General features: G+C 68.6%; 14 protein-coding genes and 4 pseudogenes. 5 read left to right on the forward strand and 13 right to left on the reverse strand.

Going from position 1 to position 20,568, the window contains the following annotated elements; genetic code table 11:
- Positions 1-29: 29 nt before the first annotated feature.
- The 3 genes and pseudogenes from ADK64_RS14885 to ADK64_RS14895 all read right to left on the reverse strand — a co-directional run bounded on the left by ADK64_RS14885 (position 30) and on the right by ADK64_RS14895 (position 3,789).
- Entirely contained in the window at positions 30-2,297 is a 2,268-nt protein-coding gene (locus ADK64_RS14885) for a SpoIIE family protein phosphatase (RefSeq protein WP_234384575.1), read from the reverse strand.
- An 807-nt stretch (positions 2,298-3,104) separates the two neighbouring features.
- A pseudogene (locus ADK64_RS14890) lies at positions 3,105-3,224 on the reverse strand (transposase); the annotation flags it as partial.
- Positions 3,225-3,354: 130 nt separating this feature from the next.
- A complete protein-coding gene (locus ADK64_RS14895; protein ID WP_053659015.1) occupies positions 3,355-3,789 on the reverse strand; it encodes an Rrf2 family transcriptional regulator in 435 nt (144 codons plus the stop codon).
- A 128-nt stretch (positions 3,790-3,917) separates the two neighbouring features.
- Between ADK64_RS14895 and ADK64_RS14900 the strand changes: the two genes are divergently transcribed.
- Positions 3,918-4,673 carry an SDR family NAD(P)-dependent oxidoreductase gene (locus ADK64_RS14900; protein ID WP_053659017.1) on the forward strand — a complete coding sequence of 252 codons (756 nt, stop codon included), beginning with the start codon at positions 3,918-3,920 and terminating at the stop codon, positions 4,671-4,673.
- A 311-nt stretch (positions 4,674-4,984) separates the two neighbouring features.
- On the opposite strand, the pseudogene ADK64_RS42875 reads toward ADK64_RS14900, so the two are convergent.
- The 7 genes and pseudogenes from ADK64_RS42875 to ADK64_RS14935 form a co-directional block, all read right to left on the reverse strand.
- Positions 4,985-6,147: pseudogene (locus tag ADK64_RS42875) on the reverse strand (complex I subunit 5 family protein); the annotation flags it as partial.
- A 101-nt stretch (positions 6,148-6,248) separates the two neighbouring features.
- Positions 6,249-6,749, reverse strand: coding sequence for a hypothetical protein (locus tag ADK64_RS14915; protein WP_053659023.1), 501 nt, complete (start codon positions 6,747-6,749; stop codon positions 6,249-6,251).
- Between the two features lie 284 nt (positions 6,750-7,033).
- The gene (locus ADK64_RS46640; RefSeq protein WP_199829614.1) at positions 7,034-7,189 is read right to left on the reverse strand and encodes a DUF6131 family protein; all 156 of its coding nucleotides are present in this window, start codon (positions 7,187-7,189) and stop codon (positions 7,034-7,036) included.
- Between the two features lie 33 nt (positions 7,190-7,222).
- On the reverse strand, positions 7,223-7,723 hold the full coding sequence (locus tag ADK64_RS44950; RefSeq protein WP_053659025.1) for a hypothetical protein: 501 nt from the start codon (positions 7,721-7,723) through the stop codon (positions 7,223-7,225).
- Between the two features lie 37 nt (positions 7,724-7,760).
- Positions 7,761-8,318 carry a hypothetical protein gene (locus tag ADK64_RS14925; protein WP_053659027.1) on the reverse strand — a complete coding sequence of 186 codons (558 nt, stop codon included), beginning with the start codon at positions 8,316-8,318 and terminating at the stop codon, positions 7,761-7,763.
- Between the two features lie 89 nt (positions 8,319-8,407).
- On the reverse strand, positions 8,408-9,517 hold the full coding sequence (locus ADK64_RS14930) for an enolase C-terminal domain-like protein (RefSeq protein ID WP_053659030.1): 1,110 nt from the start codon (positions 9,515-9,517) through the stop codon (positions 8,408-8,410).
- A pseudogene (locus ADK64_RS14935) lies at positions 9,514-10,780 on the reverse strand (thiamine pyrophosphate-dependent enzyme); the annotation flags it as partial. The pseudogene ADK64_RS14935 and the gene ADK64_RS14930, both read right to left, overlap by 4 nt.
- A gap of 704 nt (positions 10,781-11,484) precedes the next feature.
- Here ADK64_RS14935 and ADK64_RS48975 point away from each other — a divergent pair.
- Together ADK64_RS48975 and ADK64_RS14940 are read left to right on the forward strand one after the other, a co-directional pair.
- Positions 11,485-11,628, forward strand: a complete 144-nt coding sequence (locus ADK64_RS48975; protein ID WP_420712978.1) for a DDE-type integrase/transposase/recombinase — start codon at positions 11,485-11,487, stop codon at positions 11,626-11,628.
- A 657-nt stretch (positions 11,629-12,285) separates the two neighbouring features.
- Positions 12,286-13,443, forward strand: a complete 1,158-nt coding sequence (locus ADK64_RS14940; RefSeq protein WP_107092994.1) for a non-reducing end alpha-L-arabinofuranosidase family hydrolase — start codon at positions 12,286-12,288, stop codon at positions 13,441-13,443.
- Positions 13,444-13,979: 536 nt separating this feature from the next.
- Here ADK64_RS14940 and ADK64_RS14945 read toward each other — a convergent pair.
- The 3 genes and pseudogenes from ADK64_RS14945 to ADK64_RS14955 form a co-directional block, all read right to left on the reverse strand.
- Positions 13,980-14,705, reverse strand: a complete 726-nt coding sequence (locus ADK64_RS14945) for a glycoside hydrolase family 16 protein (protein ID WP_053659034.1) — start codon at positions 14,703-14,705, stop codon at positions 13,980-13,982.
- 293 nt (positions 14,706-14,998) lie between these two features.
- The gene (locus ADK64_RS14950; RefSeq protein ID WP_053659036.1) at positions 14,999-16,951 is read right to left on the reverse strand and encodes an RICIN domain-containing protein; all 1,953 of its coding nucleotides are present in this window, start codon (positions 16,949-16,951) and stop codon (positions 14,999-15,001) included.
- 171 nt (positions 16,952-17,122) lie between these two features.
- Positions 17,123-17,422: pseudogene (locus tag ADK64_RS14955) on the reverse strand (RICIN domain-containing protein); the annotation flags it as partial.
- A 371-nt stretch (positions 17,423-17,793) separates the two neighbouring features.
- On the opposite strand from ADK64_RS14955, the gene ADK64_RS14960 reads away from it, so the two are divergent.
- Complete coding sequence (locus ADK64_RS14960) at positions 17,794-19,284, forward strand: RICIN domain-containing protein (protein ID WP_053659040.1); 1,491 nt, start codon at positions 17,794-17,796, stop codon at positions 19,282-19,284.
- Between the two features lie 468 nt (positions 19,285-19,752).
- Positions 19,753-20,145, forward strand: coding sequence for a hypothetical protein (locus ADK64_RS14965; RefSeq protein ID WP_159046254.1), 393 nt, complete (start codon positions 19,753-19,755; stop codon positions 20,143-20,145).
- Positions 20,146-20,568 lie beyond the last annotated feature (423 nt).

Here is a 20,568-nt window from a genome sequence, read left to right on the forward strand (position 1 = left end):
TACCTACGCGGCAAGGGCCTCCATCACGCCTACGCCTCCGGGAACCCGGCGGGTGTGGTAGCGGGGGCGAGTGGCTGCTCGGCCCAGATGGTCTTTCCGGAGCGGCCGTAGCGGCAGCCCCAGCGCGCGGCGAGCTGGGCCACCAGGAACAGGCCGCGACCGCCCTCGTCGGTGGTCTTCGCCCGGCGCAGGCGGGGCTGGGTGTTGCTTGGATCGGAGACCTCGCAGACCAGCGTCTTGTCGCGGATCAGCCGTAGTCCGACCGGGGCGCCGCCGTAACGGATGGCGTTGGTGACCAGTTCGCTGACCACGAGTTCCGTGGTGAACGCGACGTCCTCCAGCCCCCATGCGGAGAGCTGACGGGTGACCGCTCTGCGGGCGTCGGCCACGATGGTGGGGTCGGCGGGGAATTCCCAGTTCGCGGTGTTGTCCGGCGGGATCACGCGCGTGCGGGCGACGAGCAGCGCGATGTCGTCACGGGGTGCGGTGTCGCCGCCGGCTTCGGCGAGGAGAGCGCGGCCGATGTCGTCCAGGGGCCGGTCGGGGCGGCACAGAGCACCGAGGTCCGTCGTCAGCCGCCGGATACCGGCGTCGAGGTCGTCATGGTCACGTTCGACCAGTCCGTCGGTGTATAGAGCAAGAACGCTCCCTGGGGGCAGAACGATTTCCGTGACCTCGAACGGCATGCCACCGACGCCGAGGGGAGGGCCGGGGGAGATCTCGACGGCGTGGGCGCCTGTGTCGGGCTGGACCACAACTGGGGGCAGATGCCCGGCGCTTGCGAGGGCGCAGCGACAGGTGACCGGGTCGTACACGGCGTACAGGCACGTGGCGCCGACCGCCTCCTGGTGGCCGTGGGGCGCCTCACCGGCGAGTTGCTGCACGAGGTCGTCGACGTGGGTGAGGAGTTCGTCGGGCTCCATCTCCAGATCGGCGAGGGTCTGTACGGCGGTACGGAGCCGGCCCATGGTGGCGGAGGCGTGCAGCCCGTGGCCGACCACGTCGCCGATGACGAAGGCGACCCGCAGAGAAGGCAGAGGAATGACGTCGAACCAGTCTCCTGCGATGTCCGCCCCGCCGCCGGCCGGCCGGTACAGACCCGCGGTCTGGGCGGCCGCATGGTCCGTCGTGGCGCGTGGGAGCAGGCGTTGTTGCAGGGCCATGGCGGCGCGGTGCTCGCGGGTGTAGCGGCGGGCGTTGTCCACGCTCAGCGCGGCGCGGGAGGCGATCTCCGTGAGGAGATCCGCGTCCGCCTGGTCGAATGCCTCCGGGTGCCCGGTGCGCCAGACGGCGACCGCTCCGAGCACGAGGCCGCGGGCGAACAGGGGTGCGGAGACAGCCGAATGCCCGTGTTCGGGGATGAGGAGCGGGACGAGTTCCGAGTGGTCCTCGGCCATGGCCAGCGCGCTCGCCCGGTCGGGGACGAGGACGGTCTCACCGCGCTGGACCCGGCGCAGGACGGGCAGGTCCGGCATCGGCGGATCCGCGACGCCCGGCGGTCCGAACCCGGTGGGCCAGGGGCCCGCCGAGGCTGCGGCGACCCTGCGCATGTGCCATGATCCCGCGCCGGACAGCTTCGGGGGCTCGTCTCCGTCGAGCACGGGCTCGGCGAGGCTCGCCCAGGCAAGGTCCCCGAAAGCCGGGACGAGAACGTCCACCAGGTCCTGGGCTGTGCGCAGGACATCGAGGGAGCCGCCGATCCGGGCCGATGCCTCGTGGCGCAGATCCTGGCGGCGCCCGCGCGCGGCGGTGTCGGTGAAGACCGCGGCGACACCGGTGGAACGGCCCTTGTCGTCTTCCAGGCGGAAGGCGGAAAGGGACAGCGCGCGCTGCCGGCCGAGCCCCCGTCGCGAACGCACCCGCAGCTCTCGGTCGATCAGCGGCTCGCCGGTGTCCAGCACTCGGCGCAGCGCGGCCTCGGCGTCATCGGCGTCCTCGGGGGATACGATCTCGCACAGCCGGCCACCGACCGTCGCGCCCTCCGCACCGAGTGTGCCCGGTGCAAGGTTGGTTCGCGTGATGCTCAGGTCGGTGTCGTGAAGGGTGATCCCGATCCGGTCCTGGGCGAGGAATGCGCTCATGAAGGCCGTGTCCTGTGCCCAGTCGCTCGCGAACTGAACGGGTGCGGCCAGGACCAGGACCTCGGAGGAACCGTCCAGCCGCAACGCGTCGTAGGCGACGTCGACCGGCCGACCGGAGCGGTGCCGGAGCACTGCCTGCCCGGTCACAGGAACCCTGCCGCCGCCGGACGGGTCAGGACGCCGGTGCACTGCTTCGACCAGCTGAGCGACCGGCATGCCGCACACCTCCGCCGCCGTACGGTCGAGCAACTCCGCAGCAGTACGTGACCATCGCAGCACGACCCCGTCTCCGTCGACCACAACGGCGGCCACGCCGCTGAACGACAACGATCCGCCACCGCCAAGACCGCTCGAGGTGTCCATCTCGCTCCTCGCTGGTGTCGAACCCACCACATACTCCGCATGCCCATTATCAGGCGATATGTGAAATATCGATCAGTGACTCGGCACGGGAGGAACGACGCCCTGACACTGCGCCCCGCGAGCAGGCGGGGTCTAGCTGGGGCCTGTCTCCGGTCGTGATCGCGAGTCGGGGGCGGTGGGCTGAGGGTCCGGTTAGCTTCGGTGTCATGGGTGCTGCCGCCGAGCCCGTGCGTACTGTGACGTTGCGTCTCGCGAGCCGCGCCGATCTTCCCGCGGTGCTTGCGCTGCTCCCAGACGAGGACAGTGGTGGATCCGGCGATGGCCACGGTCACGGAGGCGTACGAGTGCGCCTTCGCGGCGATTGACGCGGACTCGCGCAGCGAGATGCTGGTCCTGGTCGAAGATGCTGACGGCCGGGGTCAGGCCGGCACGGTGGTGGGCTGGGCGAGTCCCCGGGCTCGGCAAGGGCGGTACCGAGCGGGCCCTGACCGAGGCGGTGCGGATCCGTGCGGACCGGCGTGGCAGCGGGGAGCAATCGTCAGTACCTGTGGATCAGCGGTTTCTCAGCTGCGAGATGATCCGAGCCGGGTGAGTCCTTCGACCGCCGAGAGCTCACCCGATCGTGCAGCAGGCCCAGTTTTGCCGGGCTATGTCGTTGTGCAGGACGTACAGGATGCCCTGCAGACACAGTCGGTCCGCCACTGGCCGTGGGCCCGGCGACTTCTCCGGCCAGGGCGGCAGCAGTGGCTCGATCAGCGCCCACAAGTCGTCGTCCACGATCCACGGCCGAGTGCTCACATCCTCCCGAACAGCGGGATCGTCTCATCGGTCACGCCGGACCAGGGCACTTCAACAAGATCAAGTTATGAGCTCGTAGGACTCTTGGTGATGTCAGGGCGTAACGGGGAGGCTAGCGAGGCGCCGCGAGTACGTCCCGGAGTACGTTCTCGAGCGTGACGCGGGCCAGTTCGTGTCTCAGGGTCTCCTCGATGCCCTCGTAGATGCCCTGCATCGCCGGCTGGATGCCGTAACCCACCACACATCCCTGGTCCGGGGTGGTGCGGTGCATCGCGAACAGCGGGCCGGGTTCCACTGCCTCGTACACGTCGAGCAGGGTCATCGACCCCAGCTCGCGCGCCAGCGACCAGCCCGCGCCCACGCCCCGCCGGGACTCCACGAGCCCGGCCTTGCGCAGCTCGCCGAGCAGCCGCCTGATCACCACGGGGTTGGTGTTCGCGCTGGTCGCGATCTGCTCGGAGGTGGCGACCTCATGGCCCTGGCGCTGGTAGAGACCGATCCAGGTCAGCGCGTGGGCGGCAATGGTCAACCTGCTGTTGGCGCTCATGAACCCTTCCTCTCTGCCGCAACGCTTTATGTTACGACAACACAGTCGTAACAACTAAGGTTGTAACAAGCTGTCGTAACAATTAGTGTTGCGACTGCCGGGAAGGGTCAATCAACGAGGTGAGAAGAATGAGCAAGCCACTCACGGGCAAGGTCGCCCTGGTCACCGGGGGGTCGCGCGGACTGGGGGCCGCGACCGTACGGCTGCTCGCCGAGCAAGGCGCCGACGTCGCCTTCACCTATGTCAGCTCCGAGAAGCAGGCGCAGGCTGTCGTCGACGAGGTGCACGGCAAGGGAGCGAAGGCCGTCGCCTTCAAGTCCGACCAGGCGGACATGAGTCGGGCGTCGGCGCTGATCAACGACGTGGTCGCGCACTTCGGCGGCCTGGACATCCTCGTCAACAACGCGGCGATCTCGGTGGAGCAGGGCCGCACGGTGGACGACCCGGACGCAGACACCGCCGCACTGGACCGGATGCACGCCACCAACTACCTCGGCGTGATCGCCGTCATCCGAGCCGCCTCCCGAGTGCTGCGCGCGGGCGGCCGCATCATCACCGTGAGTTCCGGACTGGGCTCCAGGGTCGGTGCCCCAGGCCTTGCCGACTACTCGGCGACCAAGTCAGGCATCGAGAGGTACACCATGGGGGTCGCACGGGACCTCGGGCCCCGCAACATCACGGCCAACGTCGTGGAGGCCGGACTGATGGAGGGCGGCATGGAAGGGCCGGACCCCGAGACCCTCAAGGCCCTGGTCGGCTCGCTGTCTCTGCAACGCATGGGTCACCCCGAAGAAATCGCCGCGGCGATCGCCTTTCTGGCGAGCCCCGCCGCGTCGTACGTCACGGGCGCGGTGCTGGACGCCCACGGTGGCTACAACGCCTGAACCGGAACCCCTGCCGCGCGCCCCGAAGGAGATCGCGCCTTCGGGGCGCGCACCGCCAACGACCCGCGCGTGCGCGGACGACTCCCACGTGCGCGCGAAAGAGAGGAGCCGCGACCGGTCCGTCACCGGCCGACCGGCGGAAGGCGGACAGCAAGCACCGGTTGATCTGCGACGGCAAGGACACCACGCAGCACGTCATCACGACCGCCGTCAAGTCAACGACATCACCCAATCCCTCGACCTCGTCGACGGCATCCCGCCCGTGGCCGGACGACCCGGCCGGCCTTGGGCGACGGTCGGGGCGCCTCCTGGGCGACAAGGCACATGGGGACGGGAACCCGGCGTTGCGGATCGCGGATCTCCGGTTCCTCACCGCCGCCGGTGGTCTCCGTACCGGCGTACCGGTCGCGCGGCCGGGGCCCGGCGCCGGCGAAGATCCGGCCGGCGGCGCGCAGCACGGCTCCGCCGGTGAGCGCCGAGACCAGCCCGAACACCGCGGGCAGCCAAGGGAATTCGTCCTCACCGGCATGCTCGGCGACAGCCTTGCCGAGGGCTGTCCCGAACGGTGGCAGACCGGCGAGGCCGAGACCGCCCACGGCGAACAGCGCCGACGAACGGCAGATCGCGGCCGCGCCGGTACAGCCCGTGCTCGTCGACGGAGCCGTACCGGTCCAGCAGGACAGCGGTCGTGGCGAACAGCGCCGCCTTGACCCCTGCGTGGGCGGCGACGTACAGGGCGGTGCCGGCCGTCGCGGCGGGGGTGAGCAGTGCCGTGCCGACGAGGAAGAGGCCGACGTGCCCGACGGTGGAGAAGGCGAGCAGCCGCTTGAGGTGGCGCTGCTGCCAGCACATCACGGCCCCCATCAGTGCCGTCAGCACCCCGGCGGCCACGAACACGGCGCGCAGGTGCGCGTGCGTGATGCCGTGCGGTCCGGAGAAGACGACCCAGTAGACGCGTGCGGTGCCGTAGACGCCGAGTTCCACCATGACGCCGGAAAGCAGCATGCACACGGGGGTCGGCGCGACGGAATGGGCGTCCGGAAGCCAGAAGTGCAGGGGCACCACCGCCGCCTTGACCAGCAGCCCGGTGACGATCAGCACGAAGGCCGCGGACAGCAGGACATCGGGGCGGTGCCGGGCGAGTTGCACATCGATCTGCGCGAGACCGAGCTCACCGGTGCGGGCGTAGACCAGCCCGATGCCGAGCAACGGGCAGTATGCGCCCAGAGAGTTGACGACACCGAAGACCAGGGAACCCTGCACCGGCCGTGTGGTCTTCGATGCGATAGCCCGTCAGGGCGTAGGCGACCGCGCCCATCAGCTCGAAGAAGACGAACGCGTCGAACAGGTCACCGGTCAGCGCGAAGCCGACCATGCCCGCCTCGAACAGGAGGATGAGGGCGGCGAAGGAACTACGGCCGAACCCCTGAGCCGTCAGCAGCAGGACGGCGGTGACGACGGAGGTCGCCAGGCTGGGACCCGCGAGCCTCTCGACCGCCGAGTCCCGGCCGGCGGCCCAGACGCACGGGGGCATGCCCAGGGCCAGCAGGACTGCGATCGCCAGCAGCCAGGCGTTCACCGGCGCATCCCTTCGGTGAGCACATCCTCCAGGCTCGTACGGCCATCGGAGAGAAAGTGCGCGACGGCTGTCTGCGAGGCTCTCCCCGTCCTCCGTGGTTCGCGTGCGTGTACGTCGACGACGTACGCGCCGGGGGTGGACGACAGCAGAGCGCAGGCCCACGCGGCACCCGTTCCGGGGGAAAGCGTCATCATCTTCAGGCTCCCTTGCGAGGAACGGCCGCCGAGGGCATGCGCGGTGGCCCGGCACAGTCTGCTCAGGTCGGTGAGAACCGCGCCGGGCCACGCGAGCGCGGCCGCCCCCCATCGCCGGGTGCCGCCCAGCCGGGCACCGGACGCCGTGTGGACGGCCCGTGCGGCGACCGCCGCGATCAGCGATCCGCCCGCGACGACGACGAGTTCGAGGGGCGAGACGGTGCTGATGAACAGGACGTTGACGACGACCAGCACCGCCCACCAGGCCAGTACCTCGCCGAGTGCCGCCGGTGCCTTGCGCATCACCCCTCCTCACCCACAGCCGTCGTGGACCAGCAACGTGTACCGCGCGCCGCCACCGCCATGCCATGCCCTGCGCACGCCGGGGAGAGCGACCCCGCGGGCCGAGCATCACCGCGATGGAGCATCGTGTGCGGACGCGGGTACCCACGGCATCGGATATCACCCGGATGTCGGCTGTGGCAGACGTGGTCCCGTCGGTGGGCGGCATGGAGGCACCCACCGACGGGACTGCTCGTGCCGCCATCGGCCTCGGCGAGCGGCGCGCCTCGTGGAACCGGGCGTGCCTACCAGTAGTGGCGTCGGCCGCCGATGGCGTGGCCGACGGACCCGAGAAGGAACAGGATGGCGCCGACGACGAGCAGGATGATTCCGATCGTCCACAGGATGCCGATGTGCAGGACGAATCCGACGATGAGCAGGATCACGCCGAGTGCGATCATGGCGCGCTTCTTTCTCTCCGGCTGGTGAGTTTCTCAGGTGGTGAGCAGGCGGTTGAAGAAAGAGCGGTAGTGCCGCAGGGCCATACGCAGGGCTTCGGTGTCGGCCTGCCCGCCCCGGCTCCACTGTTCTTCGAGCGTCTTCTTGTGCTCGTCGAACGTCGTGGCGAGCGTCTGCATGAGGTTGGCGACCAGGCTGTCCGCGGCTTGCACCGCGTCAGGGGGATCGTCGACGAACGTGGTCTGGATCTTCTCCCAGCGATTGCGGAAGTCGTCCGCGTCCTCGGCCGTCAACAATTGCGGCATCTCGTCCGCGTCCCCGGTCCGTGCTTTCGCCGCATCGGCGGTCGCGGGGTCTTTCGTCTCGCGGAACGTGGTGTCGTCGGACGCGTCCGCCCCTTTGGCATCCTCGCCCTCGCCCGGGTAGACCGGGGGAGTTGGGGCGGTGCTCGGGGCTGCGTCGGTCTCGCGGGGTTGTGCGAGGTCTTCGGTGGACAGTCCGCTGTCGGTGGTGTGCGGTGTGTCGTCGTGTTGCATAACTGCTCCGTGTCCATCGGTCCCGGCTGCCGGGATGTCACGCCGGGACGTGGCGGGTCTGGCCGCCGTCGGAGAGAAGTTCGTCGAACAGTGCTCGGTAGTGGACCATGGCGCTGCGCAGCTGTTCGGTGGTGGCCTTGTGGCCCTCGCTGAGCGTGTCGATCTCGTGGGCGGCCCTGTAGTGCTCGAGGGTGCGGCTGTGTTCCACGGAAAGGTCCTTGAGCTGCTGGTCGTAGCCTTCGGTGGGGTAGCCGCGTTCCTGCATGACGGAGGTCACCAGTCGGTCCGCGTCGTGCACGGCGTCCTCCGGGCGGTCCACGAACTCGTGCTGCACGTGGTCCCAGTCCCGTGTGTAGCGCTCGCGGAGACGGTCGGGCAGGGGCTTGATGTCGAGTTTGTCGTGTCGCTTCTCGCGCGCGCTGAGCTCGCGCTCGGCGGCGAGCCTGCTGTCGGCGGCGTCGACCGTCCGTTCGTACTCGGGGCCGTAGCGCTCCCGCAGGGCCCGGTGCCGCATGAAGAGAGCCAGGCCCACGGCGATCAGCACGACGACCACCGCGACGGGAATGACGATCGCCAGAAGTGTGCCGGTGGACATCGAGCCACCTCCTTCCGGATAATCCGATGTTTTCCGTGTTCCCGGTCTGTGTGAATTACTCCTTTTCGTGGAAAGGCGTACGCGTCCCTTCAACCGGTTCGGTAGGGGGCTGCTCGCTCGCCGGCGATGCTCAGGCCCAGGCCGGGTGCCTGTGCCTGGCCGACGCCGAGGGAGCCGCCCTCGGCGTCCAAGGTGCCGTCGAAGAGCAGCCGCTCGATCCTGACGTGGTCGTGGAACCATTCCAGATGACGCAGATTGGGCACCGTGGCCGCAGCGTGCACGTGGGCGTGCGGGGCGCAGTGGCCCGAGATCTCCAGGCCGTGGCTCTGGGCCAGAGCGGCGACGCGTAGCCATACCGTGATGCCACCGCACCGCGTGACGTCGGCCTGGAGGCAGTCGACGGCGCGGGCGGCGAGCATGTGCCGGAAGTACGACAGCGTGTAGCCGTACTCTCCGGCCGTGACGTCGGGCGTGACCTGGGCGCGGATGGCGGCCAGGGCATCGGGATGGTCGGAGGAGACAGGTTCCTCGAACCACACGACTCCTTCGTCGGCGAGGCCCGCGGCCACACGGACCGCCTGCTTCATGCCGTAGCCGCCGTTGGCGTCCACGTACAGCCCGGTCTTGGGCCCCACGGTGGCGCGCGCCTGGGTGACGCGGCGTAGGTCCCGGTCCTCGCATCGGCCCCACGACTCCCCGATCTTGATCTTGACGCGCGGTATGCCCTCCGTCTTTACCCAGCCGCGCAACTGCCGCTCCAGACGGCTGTCGTCGTAGGCGGTGAAGCCGCCGCTGCCGTAGACGGGCACTTCGTCGCGGGCCGCTCCGAGAAGCTGGACCAGAGGAAGGCCGAGCACACGTGCCTTGGCGTCCCACAGGGCGATGTCGACGGCGGAGAGGGCCTGGGCCGCGACACCGGGCAGACCCGCGTTGCGTACGGCGCGGGCCATGGCCTCGGTCGCCCGGGGCACGTCGAGCACGGAGACGCCGGTGACGACGTCCGCGAGCAGGCCGTCGACGACACGGGCCGCGGCGGGCGGGGCGTACGTGTAGCCGAGGCCGGTGACCGTCCCACAGCGGACGGTGGCCAGGACCAGGGTGGTGCTGTCCCAGGCGAAGGTGCCATCCGCCTCGGGCGTTTCGGTGGGGACGGCGTAGACCTCGCTGGCCAGGCGTTCCACCGGCCGGGCGACCGTCACCGGTGGCCTCCAGGCAGGAACTCCTGAACCTTGGCCCTGAAGCCCTGCCGGATCATGGCGGCCCGGTCGCTGTCGCCCTTGAGGACGGATGCCGCGGCTGCTGCGATCTGGTCGAGCGTGGCGCCCGGCGGGATCGGTGGTACGGCGGGGTCGGTCACGCAATCGAGCACACAGGGGCGGTCCGCCGCGAGGGCGGCCTCCCAGGCACCCGTCACACCGTCGGGCTTATCGATCCGCATGCCGGCCAGACCGAGCGAGCGGGCGAAATCGGCGTACCCGACGTCGGGGATCGACTGCGAGGGCAGGAACTGCGGGGCGCCCTCCGTCGCGCGCATCTCCCAGGTCACCTGGTTGAGGTCCCGGTTGTTGAAGACGGCAATGATCAGTCGCGGATCGGCCCAGTCCCGCCAGTACTTGGCGACGGTGACCAGCTCGGCCATGCCGTTCATCTGCATCGCCCCCTCACCGACCAGGGCGATCGCCGGCCGGTCGCCGTGCGCGAACTTCGCGCCGATGGCGTACGGCACGCCGGGCCCCATGGTGGCCAGCGTCCCCGACAGCGAACCGCGCATCGCGCCGCGCAGCCTCAGGTGCTGGGCGTACCAGTTGGCCGCCGAGCCCGAGTCGGAGGACAGGATGACGTCGTCCGGGAGCAGTCCGCTCAGCGCGTGGGTGACGTACTCCGGGTTGACGGGGTCGGCCTCGACGGCGGCCCGCCGCTCCATCACCTGCCACCAGCGTGCCACGTTGTCCTCGATCGTCTTCTGCCACGCCCGGTCCTCGGTCTGCTCCAGCAGCGGCAGCAGCCTGCGCAGCGTGCGTGCGGCGTCGCCGACGAGGTTGACCTCGAACGGGTAGCGCAGCCCGACCATGTGCGGGTCGATGTCGATCTGCACGGCCCGTGCCTGGCCGAACTCCGGCAGGAACTGCGTGTAGGGGAAGGACGAACCGATCACGAGCAGTGTGTCGCAGTCGCGCATCATCTCGTACGACGGCCGGGTGCCCAGCAGCCCGATCGCGCCGGTGACGTGGCAGGTCGTCGTCCAGGGCGTCCTTGCCCAGCAGGGCCTTGGCGACCCCGGCGCCGAGCCGCTAGGCGACCTCCGTGACCTCCGTTCGCGCGCCGCGCGCGCCCTGGCCGATCAAAACCGCCGTCTTCCCGCCCGAGTTGAGTACATCGGCGGCACGTCGCACGTCCTCGTCGTCCGGCACCGCCGTGGTCCGGTCGTCATGGTCAATGCTTGTAACGGACTTGGCTCGATGTACACCTTCTGCCCGACGGATCGGTCCTGGCTGACCCGGGCGTGCTCGTCTGCGTCGTATCACCGAGCCTCACCGGAGACAGCCCCCTGCGTGTGCAGTGATGCGAACGGCGTTGTTGGGCAGGACGGTGGACAGAGCCATCGGGGAGAGGGTCGTACCCGGTGCTGAGGAACTTTCGGCGTTGGGTCGCCAGTGTGTCGATGCCACCCGGCGTCGTTCCGACGACCACTGCCACCCGCGCCGTCCACCCTGAATCTACCCGACGCCGGAAACGGAGAACTGCGGCGCGCGCGTCACGCCAGGTCGGCCGGATCTCGCGCCGGTGTCGGTCACGGTCCGGAGTGACGGGCTGTGTCGTGCGTGCCGTGTTCGGTCTCGACGTGTGGGTGGTCATCCCGTCCAGCCGGTGTGGTGCAGCCAGTCCTCGAAGGCCGTCAGGTCGGGGTGCGGGCGGCGTAGAAGGGCGATGTCCCCGTGATCCACGCGGAATCGGGCGACACCTACGGCGTCCGCCGGATCTCCCCGCGCGCTCGTGTGGAAGGGCATCGACGTGGCCTGCTGCACCGTCGAGCGGCTGTTGGCCGAGCTGGCGCCTGGAGGGGTGTCATCCGCGGGTAGCGGCGTCGGACCACGGTCCGGGAGCCGTCGGCGCCCCGGCCGCCGGAACTGGCCGACCGCGACTTCACTGCGACCGGCCCGACCGGCTGTGGGTGGCCGACACGACCTACGTGAGGCTCTGGTCGGGATGGGCATACGTCGCCTTCGCCCTGGATGTGTACTCCCGCGTGATCGTCGGCTGGCAGATCGCGAACCACCTGCGAACCGAACTCCCGCCATATATCACGTGATTGGCGGTTCTTTCCAGGTCAGAGGTATCGCAGACCCTCGGGCGTCAGCGAAAGGTCAGCATGGCACGCGAGGAGTCAGCACAACGTGGCGGCACGCGCGCTTGCCCGCGGTATGGGCACTTTCTTCAAGAACTGCGAGGGATCGGCCATTGCCCGTGCTCGTGTGCTCCGCCGTGCCCTGGAACTGGCCGCTGCCGAGTGTCACCGGCTCAAGAAGATGGCTGACCTACGGCCACAAGTCCCCGCACCGGGCTGGCCGGCGGGCGACGATGGCGCTCCGCCATGGCCGACCTCAGGCGGTCGGGTCGGCCGGCCTCCGACGTTCACCGCGCTGCAGACCGCCGAAGTCGAAGCACCGGCCTGCCAGTTGCCCGCCTCGCTCGGAGCCCCAGCCCCGTTCCTGCACTGCTACCTGCCCCTCACGCCAAAAGCCTGCACAACGCGGAACATGAAGCCGCCTGGATTCAGCCTGCGAATGCTGCGGCTCGCGAATCATGCGAGAGGTATTGACGCTGTTCACCGAATCCCTATCATCCATTTTGCTCGATACTTCGACCTATGTTCGGTATATCGAACACGGTCGCGTCGCGTCGAGGTCCGCACAGCCTGCGACGGGGCCGACCGGAAACCCGCTCACTCAAGGAATACGAGGTCCCCATGCGCAGACGTAGTTCCCGCCGCACACATCTGTCTGTGGTGCTCGCCGCCGTGGCCGCGGCCCTGGTCTCGTTGGCGGCGATGCTCGTCGCCGGTCCGGCTCAGGCGGCCAACAGCGGTGGTTTACGCGGTGTTGGTTCCGGCCGGTGTCTCGATGTGCCGGGCGCCGGCCAGACCGACGGAACGTCCCTGCAGATCCGGACGTGCAACGGTGCCGGCAACCAGAAGTGGACCGGCCTGACCGGCACGGGCAGTACGTGTTCTCTTCCGTCCACGTACCGGTGGACGTCGACGGGTGCGTTGGCGCAGTCGGCGAACGGGTGGGTCTCGGTGAAGGACTTCACCGACGTGGTCTACAACGGCAGGCACCTGGTCTACGCGTCGAACGTGTCGGGGTCGGGGTACGGCTCGATGGCGTTCGCGCCCTTCACGAACTGGTCGGACATGGCGTCGGTCGGACAGACCGGGATGAGCCAGTCCGCGGTGGCGCCCACGCTGTTCTACTTCGCGCCCAAGAAGATCTGGGTGCTGGCGTCCCAGTGGGGCGCCTCGCCCTTCGTCTACCGCACCTCCAGCGACCCCACCAACCCCAACGGCTGGTCAGCGCCTCAGGCGCTGTTCACCGGCAGCATCCCCGGCTCCGCCCCGATCGACCAGACCCTGATCGGTGACGGCCAGAACATGTACCTGTTCTTCGCCGGTGACAACGGCAAGATCTACCGGGCGAGCATGCCGATCGGGAACTTCCCCGGTAACTTCGGCTCGTCGTACACGACGGTCATGAGCGACTCGGTGAAGAACCTGTTCGAGGCGCCGCAGGTCTACAAGGTCCAGGGCCAGAACCAGTACCTCATGATCGTCGAGGCTCGGGGTGCGAACGAGCAGCGCTACTTCCGCTCGTTCACGGCCTCCAGCCTGAGCGGTTCGTGGACTCCGCAGGCCGCCGGCGAGAGCAACCCCTTCGCGGGCAGGGCCAACAGCGGCGCCACCTGGACCAACGACATCAGCCACGGTGACCTGGTCCGCAACAACCCCGACCAGACCATGACCATCGACCCCTGCAACCTGCAGTTCCTCTACCAGGGCAAGTCCCCTACCGCGAGCGGCCCCTACGACCAACTGCCGTGGCGGCCGGGTCTCCTCACCCTGCAGCGCTGAGCCGCCTGATCCACGGTGGCCGCGATGCGGTGCGGTGTGCCGACGCGTAGACGAGCGGTCCACGGCGTGGGCAACTTCACCTGCTGACCGGTACTCGCCGCCCCGAGGAGCCTCAGCCGTACGTCGGCTGGGGTTCCTCTCTTTTGTGGACTCTCATCGCGGGTACGGACCGAAGCGCTACGACGCCACCGCGGACGCCGCAGGGCCATCCCGCTCACCCGGTTGGTGAGCGGGTCGTGGCCGCCGCCCAGCGCGACGATCTTCCGCTGCCGTTCCTCTCGACCACCGCGGCGGCACCCGTACACCAGCACCAACAGCGGGAGGCACTCCACCGCGCGGGCCGCCGGCCTGGTTGACGGGCAGCTCAGGGCGGTTCCGGGCGTCACCGGTGACCTGTGGATCGCGGACGGGGCCACACGTCTTCGTCCATGGCACCGCTTACATGGGCAGCAAACGGAGACCTGTGACGCTCCCACGACGGCGCCGACCAGCACCCTTTCGGCATCCCGCACGTTCGGGTCCTGAAGCGGAACCACTCACGGATAGTACGGGGTGTACGTGATCGAGGAGGCCTTCAGGTACCTCGCGCCGTCTGCTGTGGCCCATGTCGAGTTGTTGGGGTCGCCCGGCCAGTCGCCGCCGACGGCGGTGTTGACGATGAAGTGCATCCCGACACCCGGGGCAGTGGTGTACCACTTGGTGCCGGTGACGGTGCCGTCCACGGCGAAGTCGATGTGATCGGGCCACCAGGTGAATGAGTACGTGTGGTAGCTGTTGGTCCAGCCCGCAGAATTCGTCTTCGAGAACTGGGTTTGGGTGTTGTTGGGGTCGTGGAAGGTCTGGTAAACGGTGTTCGGGTTCTGACCGACGATTTCGGCGGCGTCGAACTCGGGCAGCCACGGATTCAGGTAGGCGGCCCATACCGCGGGCAGGAGGCCCTGGCCATTGGGCATGTTCGCGGTGAAGCTGTAAGTGCCGTAGCCGTAGAGCGCCTTGGACTCCACGCGGCCCGAGTAGTACGTGCTGCCCGACTTGTAGGTCTTGATGACGAGGGTGTTCCCCTCGTACCAGACGCAGTCGGGAGTGTAGGTCTCCAGCTCGTTGTTGGCGGTCCACCGTCCGTTGACGGTGTTCCACGCGTTGATGGTCTGGGGAGTTCCCCAGGACGCCGCGTGGGCTTGCGGCTGTCCCAGGAGAAGCAGTGACAGCGCGGCCGAGGCGGCAACTATCAGGCGTCCCGGACTGAGAAGTGCGGTTGGCATCGCGGCTCCATCGCTCGGATGACATGGGGTGTGGGAGCTGTCCCGCACTCCCTCTATCGCCGGACTCTAGGAGTCCGTTCAATATTTAACAAGACGCGCGGCATGGATCGCTTCGTGGTTTCTGGAGTTGAAGACGCGTAGGGATCGGTCAGGTGCCGCGTCCTGGCTTGACCACACCTGGATGCAGGCCCGTACTCCAGCAGCGCTTTGGCGTCTTCCCTCGACCAACTGCCCGGGATGTGCGTTGCCTTCGGCATCTGAGCGCGCGGGTGCACGTCTCTTTCGATCCCCTGTCAGGAGGGGATGATCTGCCACTGCTGCCGGGGGATGGCGGAGTAGGTCCACTGGTTGACGGCGGCTCCGTCGCCGGTGGAGCCGCTGTCGACGTTGAGGGACAGCCCGCTGAGCCGGTTGGTGAGGAGGTGGTAGCCGCCGCCGGTGGGGGTGATGGCCCAGTGCTGCTGGGGTGCGTCGGTGTCGACCCAGATGTCGGAGCCCGCGCCGTCCACGCGGGAGAGTCCGCCGATTTCCATGAGCTTGCCGCTGTTGACGTTGCGGATCTTGTAGTAGCCGCTGTCGGCCAGGGCGATGGTCCACTTCTGGCTGGCCTGGTTCCGCCAGGACGACTGCAGGATGGGGGTGTTGTCGGCGGTGCCGCCCCCCGAGACGTCGGCGACCTTGCCGCTGTGGTGGGCGACGAGGCGGTACATGGTTCCGTCGCCGGGGAAGAGGGGGGAGACCAGGGTGGGTGTCGCGGTGCGACCGCCGATGCGCAGGTTGCCGATGTTGGCGTAGCCGCCGGTGTCGGCGGTGACCTGGACGCGGACGAAAGCGGTGTTGCGGGCCGGCCATTCGACGACTTTGGTGGTGTGGTCACCGGCCCAGCGCGCGGTGGCGACCTGGGTGAAGGTGATGCCGTCGGTGCTGGTGCAGATGGTGCAGATGGTGCAGGCGGTGATGTCGCCGTCGGTGGTGTTGGTGCGGTTCCACTGCTTGGGCAGGTACTCGAGGGTCGAGATGTTGCTCCAGACGCCGCCGAGGTCGATGGTGATGCTCTGGGGCAGCGGGAGGTTCCAGGTGGACCAGCAGGTCTCGAAGTTCCGGTCACTGAGGCCGTCGATGGCGTTCAGGGGGCCTTCGCCGGTGTGGTACGCGGTGGCGTAGGCGGACACGGGGGTGACCGGGTGTTCGGCGCGGAGCATCTGGGTGGGCAGGGGCGGCCGGGAGGTGTGCGGGCCGCTCCAGGCGGCGCCGACCTCGGAGAGCCGGTTGACGATGTTGGTGTCCAGCACGCCGTTGCGATTGGGCGGGCAGTTGAGGATGAACGAGGTGTACTTGGGCTCCAGGTCCGCCAGGTGGGAGAGGATCGAGTCCCTGCTCATCGGATCGGTCGTGGGCGTCGTCGGATGCCAGAACCACCCGTTGCTGATCGTCTGGCCCTGTAGCGATGCGTAGGTGTTGCCTGCCGGTGAGGTGATGCCGAGTGGTTCCTCGAAGTAGATCGCGTCGCCGAGGAAGGGCACCGACAGCCCGCCGTGGTCGATCATCACGATGTCGGGCTGCAGCGACTTCACATGTTCCCTGATGCGCTGGTAGGGCACGGCCTGCTGGCCCATCTGCCAGGCGTAGCCGTCGGTGACGAACATGTCGATGGTGCCGTAGTTGGTGAGCAGTTCGGTGATCTGGTTGAGGATGTAGGTGATGTCGCCGGGCTGGATGGCCTGGCCGGAGGCGACTTTGTGGCGGGTGTCGTAGGCCTGCACGCTGTAGGTGCGGTCCCAGATGGAGAAGTACAGGCCGACCTTGAGGCCCCGGGACCGGAAAGCGGTCACGTACTGCGCGACGATGTCCTGCTTGTAGGAGCTGTGGGCGACGTTGTAGTTGTTGTGGGCGCTGGGCCACAGGCAGAAGCCGTCGTGGTGCTTGGTGGTCAGGACGCCGTAGCTCATCTTCGCCGCCGCGGCCGCCGCCGCCCACTGGGCACAGTCGACCGCCGTGGGCGCGAACAGAGCGGGGTTCTGGCGCGGGGAGGCCCACTCCTGATTGGTGAACGTGCCCATGTTGAAGTGGTTGAACATGCCGAACCGCATGTTCACCAGATTGCTGAGATTGGTCTGGAGGTCCGCGGCGGCTGCTTGGGGGAGCAGGCGGGAGAAGCCGGGAACCACGGGGAGCGCGCTCGCGGCCACAGCGGCGCCCGCGGCGCCCAGCAGGGTACGGCGGGACAGTCTTCTTCCTGACGACATGGGTGTACTCCCGGATTCGGGTGGCTCTGATGTGTCGGGGGACGTGGTTGGGGCGCGCGGCGCATACGGCTACGAAGGCGTCACCCGCGTCGTCGTCTCCGGCAGTAACACCTCGGTCACCGCCGACGGGCAGACCGCTCGCCGTATCCGCTTGTCATGCCAGCGCGAGAGTCACAGCGCCGTGAAGGTCCACAGCAGGTTCGTGCTGCTCCCGTAGACCCACTGGTTGGTGGCGGAGCCCGAGGCCACGTCGCCACCGCCCTCGAGAACCAGGCCAGTGGTGCGGTTGGCGATCGTGTGGCGGCCGTCGCCTCGGTGGGTGATCGTCCACTGCTGGGTCGCGCCGCCGTTCCATGGCGCCTGCCTGGCGGCTGAACCGTTGCCGGTGGCCCCCCAGCCGTCGGCGACCATGCCGTTGGTGCGGTTGACCAGCTTGTAGTAGCCGCCGCCTACCTCGACCGCCTGCCACTGCGGCGACAGCCGCGCCCTTGAGCACCCTACGGCGGGAGGGTTCCTGACGCCCTGTCGCATTCACAGTCGGTCCACCTCGCATGGGTCTGATTTCCAACAAACTCAACCAGCAAGTAACAGATTCTGACCGTGGCAAGGTTTCTACGCCCGCCCCGATCCAGAGGTCAACCCCTCGTGTCCGCCTCTTGCATGTCCGAAATCCTGGACAGTCCGGCCTACTTGCGGCCCCGGTGGGCCCAACTGGATGCACCGTTAAGGCGGTCAAGCTTAAACAAATTCGAACGCCGTCCTTGACGCCGCGAACATGTCACGACTCTCATTGGTTCCCGCCGACATCAAGGGATCGTCAGCCTCGACAGACAGGGACGCACATGTTCAAGGGAGTTCCCCGGACGTCCGCCAGCCGATGGCGGCGCAGAGCCGCCGCGTTCCTGACCCTGCTGGGAGGCATTGCTGCGCTCCTACTTCCGGCGGCCGAGGCGCACGCGGCCTCGGTGTCGTTCACCACGGGCGCCGTACGCACCGATCAGAACGGGAACGCGCTCCAACTGCACGGCCTCGGCATCATCAAGGTGGGCGGCACCTGGTACGGCTTCGGCGAGGACAAGACCGGCGAGACGTCGTCGGACACGTCGTTCCAGGACATCCCGTGCTACACCTCGACCGACCTGGCCAACTGGACCCACCGTGGCGTCGCCCTGGCCAAGCAGAACAGCGGCGACCTTGGGCCGAGCCGCGTCGTGGAGCGACCCAAGGTCATCTACAACGCCTCCACCAGCACCTACGTGATGTACATGCACATCGACAGCACCAACTACTCCGAGGCCAAGGTCGGCGTGGCCACCAGCAGCACCCCGTGCGGCCCGTACACCTACCGGGGAAGCTTCCGGCCGCTGGGCAACCTCAGCCGTGACCTCGGCCTGTTCCAGGACACCGACGGCACCGCCTATCTGCTGAGCGAGGACCGCGACAACGGCCTGCGCATCGACAGGCTGTCCGCCGACTACCTGTCCGTGGACAGCGCTGTGGCGGTGCTCGGCAGCAGCGGCAGCGGCAGTGTCGAGGCGCCCGCCATGGTCAAGGTCAACGGCACCTACTACGTCTTCGGCTCGCACCTGACGGGCTGGGGCCTCAACGACAACATCTACGCCACCACCACGTCACTGGGCGGCCCCTGGTCGTCGTTCCGTGACCTGGCCGCACCGGGCACCCACACCTACGGCAGCCAGACGGCGAACGTCATCACCGTCCAGGGCTCCTCCGGTACCACCTACATCTACGCCGGCGACCGCTGGAACACCTCCGACCTCGGCGCGTCGAAACTGATCTGGCTGCCCCTGACCATCAGGGGAACGACCGTGAACCTCGGCCAGTACCCGACCTGGTCACTCGACACCGCAGCGGGAACCTGGACGGCCGGCAGCGGGATCCCCGCTGAGGGCGTCCACACCCTGAAGAACGTCAACAGCTCCATGCCGATGGACGTGTCGAGCGGCTCCACGGCGAACGGCGCCAAGATCATCCAGTGGCCGTCCACCGACGGTACCAATCAGCAGTGGACGCTCACGCGGGTGGCGGACAACATCTACACGCTCAGGAGCGTGAAGAGCGGCCTGTGTCTGGACGTGCCGAACCAGTCGACCGCCGCCGGCCTGCAGCTGGAGCAGTGGACCTGCAACGGCGGCGCCAACCAGGAATGGTTCCTCGACCTCGTCGGCAGCTACACCGGCAGCACCTACATGCTCGTCGGCGTGGGCAGCGACCTGGACATCGGCGTCGCGACCGCCTCGACCACCAGCGGGGCGGCCGTGGACCAGGAAGCGGGCACCGGCGCGACGAGCCAGCAGTGGAGTCTTTCCTGACGGGTGCGCGAGAACCACTGGCGCGGATCAACGACCGCGTTGGCCACGTGTGCCTGACCCCGCAACGCCGCCACGCGGCCGAGGAGTTCGTCATCCGGTACACGGCGGCCAGGTCGTCACCGTCGAGCAGCACCTGCGCTACTTCGCCGCCGCCCACCGACTGCCCCACGTGGACCGAGTCCGCGACCCGTCAGCGTCCTCGGATACGAGCGCTACGACGAGTGGTCGCCGCCGAACTGTCCAGCGGCCCCAGGCAAAGGCTCACAGTGGTCTGGGCGCTCGTGCCGTCCTCCGCGGTGGCGGGTGGGGTGGTCACCGAGGTGCTCAGCGGGCATGCCGTAGCCCCGTTGTACGCAGTGGTGGTGGCCGTCCGTCGCTGCGGGCGGTCCTGGCGAGTGTGCCCACGGAGGCGAAGGTGACATCGGCGGTCAGGTCGGAGTTCCACAACCGCAGACGGAGCGGCCAGACGTGCGCGGTGACCGGAGCCGGGGCAGGAAGGTGGTGGCGGACCGGGCCATGGGCGAGGAAAGTGTGGACGGGGCGGCGGCCTTCGGCGGACGGCTGCTCGGTGCGCTGCTGTCCGGAGCGCGGCTGGTCCGACCACAGATGGTCGCGCTGTTGATCGCGGAGAGGGCCAGGATCGGCCGCTGTGACGTGTCCATGTTGCTCCAGGACTGTCCGCTGGAGCTGCTGGTGCCGCTGCTGGGCGAGAAGCTGCACGCGGGCCGGCCGGAGCCGGCGGCCGGCTGCCCGCCGGGCGGGCCTTCCACTGGACGCTCCCCGACTGGCGTGCTGGCACACATGTCTGATGGCGCGCCTCGAACAGCGCCCGTACACCTGCCTCGCCGTTCGTCGAGGTGAAGGCTCATCGTGTGTGATCCTCCGGCGGCTGATAAAGCACCGAGACCCAGGTCCGCCGCCCCACGGCCGGACGCCCGGCCGTGGGGCGTTCGTGTCCGACAAGACGGAGCAGAAGGACACGGCCGCAGCTGCTCGGCGGGGGAGGTGCGCTGACGGCAGTCCCGGACACGGATCCGCGGGGAACACACGATCGGCGAGGGGGAGATGTGGCGGCCGCTCCAGCGGCGAACTCGTGCTCGCCCGCCGGATCGCCTGCTGATCGCCACCAGCCGATCGACGAGGTCAGCGCGCCCGACCTGAATCGCGTACCGAGTCTTAAGGGTTTGGTGCGGGCAGCGTCGTCTGGGCGGTGAGTACGACGTCCCGTTGAGAAGTGGGCGGGCGGGTCCACAGCAGACGCCCCGGACCGGCCCGCCCATGGGA

Source organism: Streptomyces sp. MMG1121 (assembly GCF_001280015.1).
GTDB lineage: Bacteria > Actinomycetota > Actinomycetes > Streptomycetales > Streptomycetaceae > Streptomyces.